17 protein-coding genes and 1 pseudogene are annotated in these 12383 nt (G+C 36.0%); 1 reads left to right on the top strand and 17 read right to left on the bottom strand.

Features of this window, described 5'->3' with window-relative positions; genetic code table 11:
- Positions 1 to 14: 14 nt before the first annotated feature.
- Both BHU72_RS14155 and BHU72_RS14150 read right to left on the bottom strand, forming a co-directional pair.
- On the bottom strand, positions 15 to 938 hold the full coding sequence (locus BHU72_RS14155; protein ID WP_069703281.1) for a DMT family transporter: 924 nt from the start codon (positions 936 to 938) through the stop codon (positions 15 to 17).
- Between the two features lie 83 nt (positions 939 to 1021).
- Entirely contained in the window at positions 1022 to 1429 is a 408-nt protein-coding gene (locus tag BHU72_RS14150) for a hypothetical protein (protein WP_069703280.1), read from the bottom strand.
- Between the two features lie 109 nt (positions 1430 to 1538).
- Here BHU72_RS14150 and BHU72_RS14145 point away from each other — a divergent pair, with 109 nt between their 5' ends.
- Positions 1539 to 1730: a DUF1540 domain-containing protein gene (locus tag BHU72_RS14145; protein WP_069703279.1), complete on the top strand. Its 192-nt coding sequence runs from the start codon at positions 1539 to 1541 to the stop codon at positions 1728 to 1730.
- 117 nt (positions 1731 to 1847) lie between these two features.
- On the opposite strand, the gene BHU72_RS14140 is transcribed toward BHU72_RS14145, so the two are convergent.
- From BHU72_RS14140 to BHU72_RS14075, 15 genes and pseudogenes are all read right to left on the bottom strand, one after another.
- Positions 1848 to 2540: an aspartate/glutamate racemase family protein gene (locus BHU72_RS14140; RefSeq protein WP_069703278.1), complete on the bottom strand. Its 693-nt coding sequence runs from the start codon at positions 2538 to 2540 to the stop codon at positions 1848 to 1850.
- A gap of 161 nt (positions 2541 to 2701) precedes the next feature.
- The gene (locus BHU72_RS14135; RefSeq protein WP_069703277.1) at positions 2702 to 3592 is read right to left on the bottom strand and encodes a hypothetical protein; all 891 of its coding nucleotides are present in this window, start codon (positions 3590 to 3592) and stop codon (positions 2702 to 2704) included.
- A 63-nt stretch (positions 3593 to 3655) separates the two neighbouring features.
- Positions 3656 to 4465 carry a DUF817 domain-containing protein gene (locus BHU72_RS14130; protein ID WP_301553548.1) on the bottom strand — a complete coding sequence of 270 codons (810 nt, stop codon included), beginning with the start codon at positions 4463 to 4465 and terminating at the stop codon, positions 3656 to 3658.
- Positions 4455 to 4691, bottom strand: coding sequence for a helix-turn-helix domain-containing protein (locus BHU72_RS14125; RefSeq protein ID WP_069703276.1), 237 nt, complete (start codon positions 4689 to 4691; stop codon positions 4455 to 4457). The genes BHU72_RS14130 and BHU72_RS14125 overlap by 11 nt, the downstream gene beginning before the upstream one ends.
- 16 nt (positions 4692 to 4707) lie before the next feature.
- Entirely contained in the window at positions 4708 to 5196 is a 489-nt protein-coding gene (locus BHU72_RS14120) for a DUF2975 domain-containing protein (protein WP_069703275.1), read from the bottom strand.
- A 28-nt stretch (positions 5197 to 5224) separates the two neighbouring features.
- A complete protein-coding gene (locus BHU72_RS14115) occupies positions 5225 to 5446 on the bottom strand; it encodes a helix-turn-helix domain-containing protein (RefSeq protein ID WP_069703274.1) in 222 nt (73 codons plus the stop codon).
- A gap of 16 nt (positions 5447 to 5462) precedes the next feature.
- Positions 5463 to 5945, bottom strand: a complete 483-nt coding sequence (locus BHU72_RS14110; protein ID WP_069703273.1) for a DUF2975 domain-containing protein — start codon at positions 5943 to 5945, stop codon at positions 5463 to 5465.
- A 179-nt stretch (positions 5946 to 6124) separates the two neighbouring features.
- Positions 6125 to 6619 carry an HD domain-containing protein gene (locus tag BHU72_RS14105; RefSeq protein WP_069703272.1) on the bottom strand — a complete coding sequence of 165 codons (495 nt, stop codon included), beginning with the start codon at positions 6617 to 6619 and terminating at the stop codon, positions 6125 to 6127.
- A gap of 108 nt (positions 6620 to 6727) precedes the next feature.
- Positions 6728 to 7210 (bottom strand): DUF4825 domain-containing protein, encoded by a 483-nt coding sequence (locus BHU72_RS14100; protein WP_301553550.1) that lies wholly within the window; start codon positions 7208 to 7210, stop codon positions 6728 to 6730.
- 338 nt (positions 7211 to 7548) lie between these two features.
- Positions 7549 to 8040: a hypothetical protein gene (locus BHU72_RS14095; protein WP_069703270.1), complete on the bottom strand. Its 492-nt coding sequence runs from the start codon at positions 8038 to 8040 to the stop codon at positions 7549 to 7551.
- A 60-nt stretch (positions 8041 to 8100) separates the two neighbouring features.
- Positions 8101 to 9372: an MFS transporter gene (locus BHU72_RS14090; RefSeq protein ID WP_069703269.1), complete on the bottom strand. Its 1272-nt coding sequence runs from the start codon at positions 9370 to 9372 to the stop codon at positions 8101 to 8103.
- 157 nt (positions 9373 to 9529) lie between these two features.
- Positions 9530 to 9946, bottom strand: a complete 417-nt coding sequence (gene arr / locus BHU72_RS14085; RefSeq protein ID WP_069703268.1) for an NAD(+)--rifampin ADP-ribosyltransferase — start codon at positions 9944 to 9946, stop codon at positions 9530 to 9532.
- A gap of 375 nt (positions 9947 to 10321) precedes the next feature.
- A complete protein-coding gene (locus BHU72_RS14080) occupies positions 10322 to 11392 on the bottom strand; it encodes a hypothetical protein (protein ID WP_069703267.1) in 1071 nt (356 codons plus the stop codon).
- Positions 11393 to 11719: 327 nt separating this feature from the next.
- A pseudogene (locus BHU72_RS16575) lies at positions 11720 to 12013 on the bottom strand (type II toxin-antitoxin system RelE/ParE family toxin).
- Complete coding sequence (locus tag BHU72_RS14075; protein ID WP_069703266.1) at positions 12001 to 12183, bottom strand: hypothetical protein; 183 nt, start codon at positions 12181 to 12183, stop codon at positions 12001 to 12003. Before BHU72_RS14075 ends, BHU72_RS16575 begins: the two are co-directional and overlap by 13 nt.
- Positions 12184 to 12383 lie beyond the last annotated feature (200 nt).

Raw genomic sequence — 12383 nt, 5'->3', positions numbered from 1 at the left:
ATCCCTACTTTTTATTAGATGTCCATTGGTGTGGCAGCCGTTTCCACGACGCTTTCCTGTATAGCTATTCTCTTATGCTCATTGACATATACGCCAAACAAAATCAGGATTCCACCGAAAAGCATACTCCAAGTAATCGTCTCTTTAAGAAAGATATAAGATGAGGCCATTGTAATTAACGGAATTAGATAAATAAAATTGCTTGCCTTCACAGAACCAATCATGCTAATTGCTTTGTTCCACATTAAGAAACATAGCACAGAAGCTGCAGCTGAAAGATAAAGAATACTGCCCAATACATTTACATTGGAAAGATCCGTTAGATTTACTTCAATCCCCTGTAATAATAGTATGGGAACCAGCGTGACGAGTCCATAGAAAAACGTCTTTCTAACAATCACAACGGGAGACATCTGATTGTTCACTCTTTTAAGAAGGTTCGTATATAAGGCCCATACAAGCGCACAGATAAATGCAAGAATATCCCCCAATGGATTTAAATTCAAATGAAAGCTGCCATTAAAAATAATCAGGAAAATCCCAATGATTGCAAACACAAAACCATATATCTGATTTCTATGAAAGGCCTCATCTTTATGCATATAATGTGCGATAATCGCTGTGAACAATGGAATTGATGATACTATCAGTCCAACATTAGATGCTTGCGTATAATTCAGGGCTATATTCTCTAACAAATAATACATTGTCACACCTAAAACACCTAGGGCGAGAAATAGTCTTTCTTCCTTCCAGTTCCAACGAAAGTTGAACTTCGGATATATCGCAATCAGTATCATCCATGCGAAAGCTGTACGATACATAACGATTTCATACGGTGTGAAATGATTTAATAAATTTTTTGTAAAAATATAAGTGGTTCCCCAAATTAATATTGTTGCAAAGGCTATGAAATAGCCATAACTATGTTTATTCATGTATGATTGTTCTCCTATGCTTACTAATCATGATCATTAAAAACAAAAACTCGCGTTTAAGAATTGCTTTGAATTAGCTGTTATTATGGTTGTTTGTTTAACTGTTCATATTTCTCTAGCCATTCTTTGCCTGTAGCCCATTCTTCTTTAATCCCTTGCTTGCCGAGAATGTCTTGGGCCGCCTTTGCTAAGATCCATTCCTTAAGACCATTTTCTTTGCTATTCTTTATTTCATTGACGAAATATTCGATGGAGCCATTACTCTCTTTTACAAGCTCATTATATAGGTCCTGGTGGTTTTTAATGTATTCCATAGGATTACTGGAAAACTTAGTTGCTTCCTGATTCACCAATTCATTAATTTTGTTGTTTAGTGTTTCCTCTACTTGCTTCTCTACTTTTTGTTTCACCGCATCCACATCTACACCACACGCACTAATAACAATCATGATAAGCCCTAAAACTAAAACGTATGAAAACCTGTTTACCATTATAATCCCTCTTCCTAATATTAATAATTGAATTTCAAGAATAATTTTATTGTTTATTCTGCAAAATATACGTGTAATACATCTTAATTCGAAAGGAGTTTTACCGAATATGCCAGACGTACATTGCACAGTAGATAACTGCAAATACTGGACTACGAAGAACCTTTGTACTGCCGATAACATAATCGTGCAAAACGATGGAGAAGGTGGAGTTTCTCCTGACGCACAATTAAGTTCTTTAGATGCTACTCCTGCATCAAGCAAGGACGAAACTTGCTGCCAAACTTTCCAACAAGGCTAATTGGCTTTAGCGAAAACTATAACGGTTTTTCAATTTCTATCATTAATGCCCAGTTCTATACGTAACTGGGCATTACTCATTTTACATAATCATGACTCGGTGGCTGCCAAGTTTAGTTTATGATTCTAATGATTTTTCAACAGCTATGATAGCGTGTATATGGGTCGTATTGAATAACGGTACTTTTACGTCTGCTTGCTGTATAAGTAATGGAATTTCAGTGCATCCCAGAATAATGCCTTCCGCTCCCATCGAAATCATGATATCCATAATTCTAAGATATTCTTGTTTCGATTGTTCACGAATCATCCCCAGACATAACTCTTCAAATATCACTTGATGGATAATCGCTCGATCTTCTTCATCAGGTATGATCACTTCAATCCCTTGTTCCTTTAGTTTTGACCGATAAAAATCCATTTCCATCGTAGGCCGTGTTCCAAGCAGCCCGACCGTTTTAATGTGCGCTTTCTTAATCTCATCTGCGGTCGCATCCGCGATGTGCAATAATGGTATGCCGATATTATTCTGAATTTGATCTGCCAGCTTATGCATCGTATTCGTGCAAGTAATAATAAAATCCGCGCCGCCGTTTTCTAATGTTTTCGCAGCAGCTATTAAGATTCTCGCTACATCATCCCATTGCCCATTTCGCATATAGCTTTCCACTACACCGAAATCAACACTGTGCAGTAAACAATTTGCAGAGTGCAGCCCACCCAAACGGGATTTTACTTCTTCATTGATAATCTTATAATATTCAACGGTTGATTCCCAGCTCATTCCGCCTAGCATACCAATTCGTTTCATCGTAGCTCCTCCACCCACTTTTTATAGACTATTTATTTGCTAATAAACGCGATTCAGCTTTTCTTAGTATTCTAGTGAATATCATTATACAATATAAAAACCCACTGAAGAACGATATAAATGGCTTTTAGTGTAAATTTTGTTAAGGGGCTTAGATATACTTATGGCACATATTGTTCTGTAATGCTTACCACATACCCATCTTTAGTAATAATTATAAACGGTGGTGTAGTATTGTTAATATATGTACCCAGATACTCCGCAAACTCTAATTTGTTAACAGGTCTTGTAAATTCATTGGGAGTCGTTCCGCCACCCCAATTAATAATCGTATATTCCGTCTCCTCTTGGACTTCAAGATACACTGCATGCTCATCTGGATTGTGTATGTAATAGCCATTTGGCAACTCATTCGTTTCTATATTTAGCTCCTTTAACCGACCCTCATCGTCTAAAGTCACCCATTCCACTTCATCGAAATTAAATGAAGATTTTTCTACGCTAAAGTTAGAAATAAACCCAATAAATTCGCTTTCTGGGAGTAACCCGATACGTAGTAAAAACCTCTGAATTGCTTTTTCTTGCCCTGTAACGGTAGTCATATCTTCTTCCCCGCTCCAAATTATGCCCATAAGGTTCGGTTCTGTGTTTTCAAATGATACAACTAAGAATGGCTTACCCATACTACTATCTTCTGTGATCCAATCATCCACTTCATTCATCCCACCTGCTAACAAGACCTTACTTATATCATCCGGCTGCAAGCGGTATTCCAAGCTCCATAACTCAATTGGATATGTAAGAATCTGCTCATTTCTGCTAATCTTTTCAAGCTTTGTTATTTTGCTGTCTACAATTTTAAAATCTGCCCAATCTGATCCTTCATATTCTTGTATCACTTGTTGTATGTACTGCTTTGCTACATCCTCTACAGTTAATAGATTACCACCTGTGCGTTCTGCACTACCCATAATTACCCAATGGATTCCACCTGCAATAGCCAAGGCAATGACGCAAATAACAATAATTTTGATAATAAAAAATCTCTTCATCGTTCTACACCTCCAAAGGAATAGACGATAAAGAGACTTCATATGTTACACGTTTTCGGCCTTTCATTCTTGCTTTGTTATTTTTTGTTTTACGTGCTTTAAATCTGCTACTATAATAACGCTGATAATAACGAGCAAAAACCAAGAACTGATTTTCCCTAAATGGACTAGCTGCCAAGTTTCATTCTGATTTGGATATGTCCAGGCCCCATAGAATGTAGTAATATTCTCTGCAATCCAAATGAAAAAGCCAACGAGCACAAACGATAAGAAAATTGGCATTTGATAGATTTTTTTACCTACTTTAAAATGAACAACAGTTTTAAAAAATACTAGAAATAGTAGACCCGATAAAACCCAACGAAAATCATAGATATAATGGTGTGAGAAGAAATTCATATATATTGCGATTGCTAGTGGCACTGACAAAGAATATCGAGGCCAATGAACTAATGTTAGGTCAAATCTCCTCCATGCTTGGCATAGATAACTTGCCACACTTGCATACATGAACCCGCTGTATAGTGGGACTCCATATATCTTCGTCCAAGCCACTTCGGGGTACGACCAAGAACCCATGTGAACCTTAAACAACTCTAACCCAAGCCCAATAATGTGAAATAATGAGATTACCTTTAATTCGTCTTTCGTTTCAAGACCCGTTTTATACATAACCACTTGCATAAGAATACAGACGATCAGCAAGAAATCATACCTATGCAAACCAGGCATTGCTATCATTTTCGAAATTGCTAGAGCTATAAATATAGCGACTGGAAATAGACAAGACATTGCCTGATGATATGTGAAAAATACTAATTGCTTCGTATTAAAAGCGAACCCTCTATTCAATATTGAAATTTCAGCGTTCAATTCTATCCATCCCCAAATCTTCCTCGCTTCTGTATTCCAGTATATCCCCTGGCTGACAATCTAATATCTGACAGATTGACTCTAACGTTGATAGCCGGATCGCTTTAGCCTTACCATTTTTCAATATCGAGAGATTCGCCATTGTAATTCCGACTCTCTCGGAAAGCTCTGTTACACTCATCTTCCTTTTTGCTAGCATTACATCAATATTAATGATAATTGCCATTTTCGCTCACCCCAGATTAGATTATTAAGTCGTTTTCTGCTTTAATATCTATGGCTTCCTGTAGAAGTCTCTGAAGAACAGCAGCAAAGACAGCTATTACCAATGAACCAAAAATTAATATAAATCCTAAGCCAATTACCCCTGTTATGTCTTCCCCAGCACCTGCCGTCAATATAATCACAACAATTTCACCAGTGAGAACTAAGGTGCTAATGATAATCCCACAGTATTTTATATACTTCAAAGCTTTAACAGATAATTCCGAAAAGGCATTGTTTTGGTCAATGTATTGTAAGAGTTTAAATGTCTGATACAAAGCAAAGAAAAACGGTGTTATAGTTATATACGCAGCAATCAAAAACGGGTACTGCAAGTAGGCAGTCTCAGGATGAGCTGCTGCATCTCTAGCCGCCATCCCAGGCAATCCAAAGATACACAATGCAAGGACTGGTATTCCCATGAGAATAACAACAATTTTCAAAAAAAGTGTTGAACCTCGTTCCATAAAAGACACCTCACTATATATTATTAGTCTATAAACTTACTTCTTCCTCACTTCTGTATTCCAATATATCTCCAGGCTGACACTCTAATATCTGACAGATTGACTCTAACGTTGATAATCGGATAGCCTTTGCTTTTCCATTTTTCAATATCGAAAGATTCGCCATCGTAATTCCAACCCGCTCCGAAAGCTCTGTTACACTCATCTTCCTTTTTGCAAGCATTACATCAATGTTTATTATAATTGCCATCTTAAATCACCTCTGATCAGATTATTAAATCGTTTTCCGCTTTTATCTCTATGGCTACTTGTAGAAGTCTTTGGAGAACAGCCGCAAAGACTGCAATAACCATTGCCGCAAAAATCATGAACATCCCAATAAGGATGAAGCCTGGGGCGTCGTCTCTCTCAGCAACGAGGTAAAAAAGTGGCAATCCAATCACATACAAGCTACTAAAAGCGATTGCACAGTATTTAATATTTTTTAAAGCCTTTACCGATAATTCCGAGAAAGCTTGATTCTTGTCAATATAGATTAAAAGTTTGAAAGAAAAAAATAACGCTAAATAAAAAGGGATTGCCGTTGCATAAAGATCGATAAAAAATAGATATTTAATGTACGACATTTCCGGATATAGTTCTGCTGCAAAATTCGCTAACTCCGGTACTAAAAATATACACAACGCAAGGAATGGGATACCCAAGATTATCAAAGCTATTTTTAAAAAGAGTGTTGATCCGCGTTCCATAAAAAATGCACCTCACTTATTTATTTTGATTTTGATTTTAGCATACTATTTATCGTTTTACAATAAATAAATATTGTTTTTTATTTGGTTTTTATTGTTATTGTTATTAATTGCATTGCTGCCATCATATAAATTTCCAAAAAATAAAAAAGCATCCTCTTAAAAAGGATGCAAGACAATCACTGCATAAAACGCTCATATGCAATCGCTTTGCCAGTTCTTGTTTTAAAATTCTTTTCAATGAATTTCTCTAATTTAATTGCATCTTTTGTTATTGCCATGGCCGTAAGGTTTTCTAGCAAATCCGCTTCCCATTGTATCTGAAAGTCAATCCCATCGATTCTTGATGGGGTGTGATGATTCCCTACGATATAACATACTCTATCTATTTTGTTCGGCTCATATTCAAGTTCCTCAAGTATCTTTCTTGCTATTGGTGGCCCCTCTAATTCCTGATAATGAGCATCCATTGACCCATATTTTCGCAGTGCGTCCATTGCTCCAATATCGTGTAGTATAGTTATGATTGATACAAACTCTCGTTGATCTGCTGAGATATCTTCCCCTGCCATTATTTCTTCAGCATTATCTAGAACCTTTAGTGTATGATCAATTCCATATGGTACATCTTGAAATACTTGTTTCATCTTTTCAATTACTTTAGCCTTATACATTATTACCTCCACACCTTCATGTGTATGTGTATTTGTATTTCTATAGCTATATCTAGCAATGTTTAACAAGTAGCAAAATACAACTCCTATTGTATTTACACACCAACGTTAGTTTAAAAGCTGATTTATCTTCTTTTCATCTTCTAAAGATTTTTGTATAAGCTCTTGTAGTCTATCTTCGTTGTCAATTTCACTCAAATCTATTCCGTACCAGGCTTGTAGATCTTCTCTGTTAATTTTATACTCTTCCATACCATCAACCATTTCAAAATGAAAGGTTATCCAGTCCACATTCTGTATCAATGCAAATAGATACGTGGCATTGTATATAACTGTTTCTATGACATTTAATTCCGATTCTGACCAATCATACTTTATGATGATCCCATATGGTTCTGCTTTTGTTTTAAGTTCTAATCCACTAAAATGTTTTGCACCCTGTAAATGAATCACAGTATTAACTACCGCACTGTTATCACCTACATATGAATCTTTATATTGAAATAAATCTACATTAGGATGATTAGAATTTAAATTGCAACCACTTAGAAGGAACATTACCAATAAAGAAAGCAACAAGAACTTAACCATTTGTCTCAATTTTAATTCTCCTTTTATAAATAAGTAAAATTTTTCTTATATTACGGTATCTTCTCTGAACAATCCCGTCTATTACTTACCGATTTATTCTATTAAAGCACTTACCGATTCACTGAAACTTGTCCAGCCTCCACTATAACTAATATTAGGTCCCCATCCCGCACTCCTTAATTTAGCTGATAATCTTACTAAATCTTCCTTTTCATACTTCGTTAATGCGTTGTTCGGAAAACCTGTGTCATCATAAAAGAACACCACTTCTTTATCGATTTCTACTTCAGTTTTACCATAATTTTAATGCCAATTACTTATAAATTACATACATTACATCATTCGATTTCAATAAAATCATCTTTATTATTGTTTATCCACTCGTTCATTTTAATTATTGTGCATCTAGAGCAACCATTATATCTAGAATACAGTTTACTTATATCACCAAATAATTCTTGATCATATTTCATATCACTGGGATTTATTTTCCTTCCCAATATGTTTTGTTTCTCAATTAACAATTTGATTTCATCTAATACATTCGCCATTTGAACATCTTGAAAATATAGTACTCCATTCTTTATTCCATCCCATGATTGAAGCTCATTTATGTTATAGTCCGAAAACCAATAAAACTCTTCCAATGTCTTTGTATGATTATGAAATGAATAAAACAAAAAGAGTCCCTTTTGTCCTTCATTCAATTGATTATACAGCTCTAATTTTGTTGAGCGGTCTTTCCCACGGACTGAATGTAACATTGGCTGTATACATGCCCAACTTAAATGAAAGCTTTGAAGTTCTTCTTGCTTTATCTTTACCTTCATGTATTCTCCTTTCAACTATGAACTTGCAGGAATTTCACCTATCGTCTTGTCTATCCGATTTTATTTGGAATACAAAAATATAGTAACATCCTTACGTTTTTCCTTAACAAAAATTACTCCAATCAATCCAATCATCGAGAAGATAACTGGGATGATGAAGCCGTAGAAGTATCCATCACCTAAACTACCAGATGCAGACATGAAATGATCCAGTATATTTCCGAAAATACTAGGCAATAACACGGCACTTAGAAATCCACCCGTATTTGCAAATCCTGAGACAATGCCAGATTCTACAATAGGAAAAGATTGACGAACAACAGCAAAAGTAAGCGAACTTGCCCCAAATCCAAAGCCTATGTTAAAGAAAAGCAAAATTAACAAAGGCAATGGCGGATTCCCATTAAATAAAAGGAATGAAGACCAACTCATTAAAATAAAGATGTGAACAACAACATAAGGACGTTTAATAGTGTCTAACCGACTTGAAACCCAACTAGTAAGAGGTGCCCCGATAAGTGCCCCGATAAGTCCAATCATAATGAGTTGACTGGCACCTGATCGTGTCATTTCATATACATTCATCCCATAGGGTACAGCCCACGAACTGATAAATCCTAGATACCCGCCGACAATACCAAAATGACAAAAGAACAGAGCCCAAGCTTGCCGATTTGAAAATATTCTCCGCAGTAAAACTAATAATTTTTCACGTTGTATTTCGTTTTCAGCAACTGCTGTTTCGTTTTCAAAGAGTTGTTTTTGTTTTTTTATGAGTACAAAGTAAAGGAGAATGCCACATAAACATAATAGGATTCCAGAAGAAAAAAATGCAAACCTCCAACCTAGTAAGTGAATCCAAGCGGAGAAAGGAACAGTCGCCAAAAGAAAACCGAGACTTCCTGTCATTCCTGACAACCCAATTAACCTAACAAATTCCTTCTCGTTAAACCATTGGCTCAAAACTAACACAATACAAACCCAGATGGTCGCATCCCCTGTGCCCGTAAGTATTCTAGAAAAAAACAGCACGTATTCATGCGTACCAAGACTATAAATAATTGTACCTAAACCTGTAAGTATAGCACCTATAATCAGGAGAAAATTCGGCCCATAACGATCTGCCAAAACACCCATAGGAATTTGTAAACTAGCGTATATAAAAAATTGTACACTTGTCAGTAGCCCAATTGTTGATGCTGTTACATTAAAATCCGCCATCAATAGATCTGTAATCAATCCAGGAGCGGTTCTTTGGCTCGCCATTAATAAATAAGTAAACAATACAGTAGCAAATACAACCCATCGAAACCTGCTATTTTGTTTGTCCATTGATTTCTACTCCAGACAGTTTTACTCTATTTATATGAATCGCCTGTATGATTGTAACCAGTATTCTGTTGTTCTTTTCACAAAACCTCCCCATTGCTTCCGCACTCTTGAGCTTACACTTTGTTAGGTGTTTCTTGAACGACCTGCAAAATTTCTTTTAATCATCTATTACCGCTATTCCTTGTTCACGTAACCTTTTTAAAGTAGCGATCATATGATTTATTTCTTCATCGGAATGTCTTTCCCAAGAACCTAATTCAGCTATTATTTTCAAAGGAGATTTAGACCTATAGGAACGTGTTGGGTTTCCAGGAAATCTTTTGTTAGTTAAGTTCGGGGCATTCTCAAATTCACCTAACGGTTCTACAATATAAATTCTTTCTTTAGATATTGAAGTTGCTAATTCAGCACCCCATTTAGCAGCATCTAATGTTGCAGTAAAATATATATAGTTAGATTTTTTATCTTGGTAATTTGATAAATGTTGTGGTACTAACAAATCTCCAATTTTTAGTTCTGCTTTAGTACCATGAAAAAAAGGACCATTATCTAAGACATCTAGTTTGTCATTCATATTGATACACCCCTTATCCGATTCTGCTTTCAAATAGTAATTTATCTAAATCAATTACCCCTCTGTGCGTGCACAACGAAGGAATGTCCGCAAAGGCCGTTGATAGGCTTCGTTGCGAGCAGCCTATCAGCGGGCGCAAAGCCCGCCCACGTTAGGCAGGACTTTCGAGCGTAGCGAGTTATGTCCTGCCTATAGTTTCGTGTCTGCGGCTTTTCTGAGCTGTAACCTTGTCGATTTCTTCATTGCGGTGCTCCGCACCCAGCGAAGAAATGTGGTGAGGAAGGTTACTACGTGCTTTTACTTCAACGTTACACTACAAGTATCAAGTTGCTTTCTCACCATGCGAAGAGACGTTGTTAGCCGATGTCATCTTCATCATCTAATAACTGATTCATGAAAACTTCCATTACTAAAAACTCTATACTCAATTACTCTTTTATCTTTTAAATAATAAATAATATATCTTGATACTTTCTTATCATTATCAAATCCAACAAATAACTGAATGGAAATTTCACCTTCTAATATTCCGTCTAAATCAACTGAATCCGTTTGATATTCATTTTCTAAAACATAATCTTCAATGGTAAAAATATCGTATCTCCACATCTCTTGCCCATCTAGGGCAGCATAAACTATAGTAAAATTATTCTCTAATAGATTTTCAACATCTGCTGGTAATAAACCTATCTTTAGATTATTCTTAATAAAGTCAATCTTTGCATCTACTTTTTCATCGATATCATATAAGGTTTTTATTATATTTAGCTTATTCTCAAGATACTTTTTTTCATTTTCACTAATATTTAATTGGGTTTCTAACTCTTTTATTTGTTTTTCTATGCTACTTCTTAGATCGGCTTTTGTTGCCTCTGCAAAATAGAAATTCTTTTGCGGAAAATTTATTGACCGAAAATCTGTATCGTTACCTTCCAAATAGCCGTATAAGTAACATGAACCATCAACCGATTCAAAAAGCACGACGCTTTTAACTTCACCTATAGAGCCTTTAACGATTGAGGCCCCTTCCTGCTGCTTAAAAGACCAAAACAGCGTCTTATTGTATCCATCTATAAACGAACTAGAATTATGTAGTAGGCGTACTTCACCGTTTTCTCCCTTGATATCGATATACCGCTCTTTCAACTCACCATCATCAAATTCTAGAGACCCAATTATAACTTCAAGGTTGCCACCATTTGCAAGGTCATAAAGCCAACCGCCACTTACTTCTATAGGCTCAAAATTTCTTAGCCCGTCATTAGAAATAGTCATTTCTTTAGTACTGATATTGTCAGGGACGACCTTTACAATTTTAAAGTCATAACGAAGAATTGATACAATGGTTTTCGCTAAATCCAAATCATTCACCTTAGCAAATACCAGCGTTGTGACGGTAAATATGATCACAATAGCTAGAACTATTGACATTACAATTCGTTTCATTTCGATCCCCTTCTCCCTATTATTAATCCTTTTATACTTCGACCATGGATGACGTACAATCACAGAAAATGTCGTCTAACGGTTTACAGTCCAGACGTCACTGAGCCTTACAGGTGCAGACCGAGGGTTAGATAGCTCTTATCTTAGCCTCGGGCAAGCCGACACCGGTTAGGCTCAGGGGTGTGGTGCGACGTTACTACGTGCTTGCCATCTTTGTATTTCTTCATGTATCTAGTGCTTCAGCACCCTTGTGGTGATGCGTTGTTATCCGTAGTATGCTGAATCGCTAACAAAAAACATCATGCTATTTCCCTAATAACATGATGTCTAGATGTTGTCTTCTTCCAATTGTCTCGCAACATGAAATATTGTAGCAATTTCTACTGAATCAGATTTAATCCTATATATAATTCTATGATTGTTAGATATGATTTCCCTGATTTTGTTGTCACTAGCCTCAGGTACAGCCCTCCCTATAAATGGAAAATCTGAAATATCTTCTGTTTTTTAAATTATTCTTTCGATATACTGTTTAGCATTTGATTCAGAATTAGCCGATATATATTTATAAATTTCCTCTAAATCATTTAATAATTTTGGCGACCATATTAATTTAACCACTTCGATACTCTCTCCATCGCTTCTTTATGAGGAATTCCCTTTCCCTTATCTAGCTCTTTCAGACCAGCTTCTATTTGGGCACGAGCATATACTCTATACATAATATCCTCTACCGTTGAATTTTCAGGCATTTCTTTGATGATTTTTATTATTTCTTCTTTTGCACTCATCCCACGTCACCTCCATTGTAAAAACCTATAATCTATGCTCTTATTATACCAGAAAACGCAATTTTTGGTAATAGTTAAGCATCACTATTATGGATAACGTTCAGCATTTGCGACGCCTTCGAACTGGACCCCAAAGGAATACCCCTTAGTGGAGCTTCGCTCCCAGTGAGAAGGTGTGGTGCTCTGACCTTTCCCCTGAC

Source organism: Desulfuribacillus stibiiarsenatis, assembly GCF_001742305.1.
GTDB classification, from domain to species: Bacteria; Bacillota; Bacilli; order Desulfuribacillales; family Desulfuribacillaceae; genus Desulfuribacillus_A; species Desulfuribacillus_A stibiiarsenatis.
This window is presented reverse-complemented; position numbering and strand designations above follow the sequence as displayed.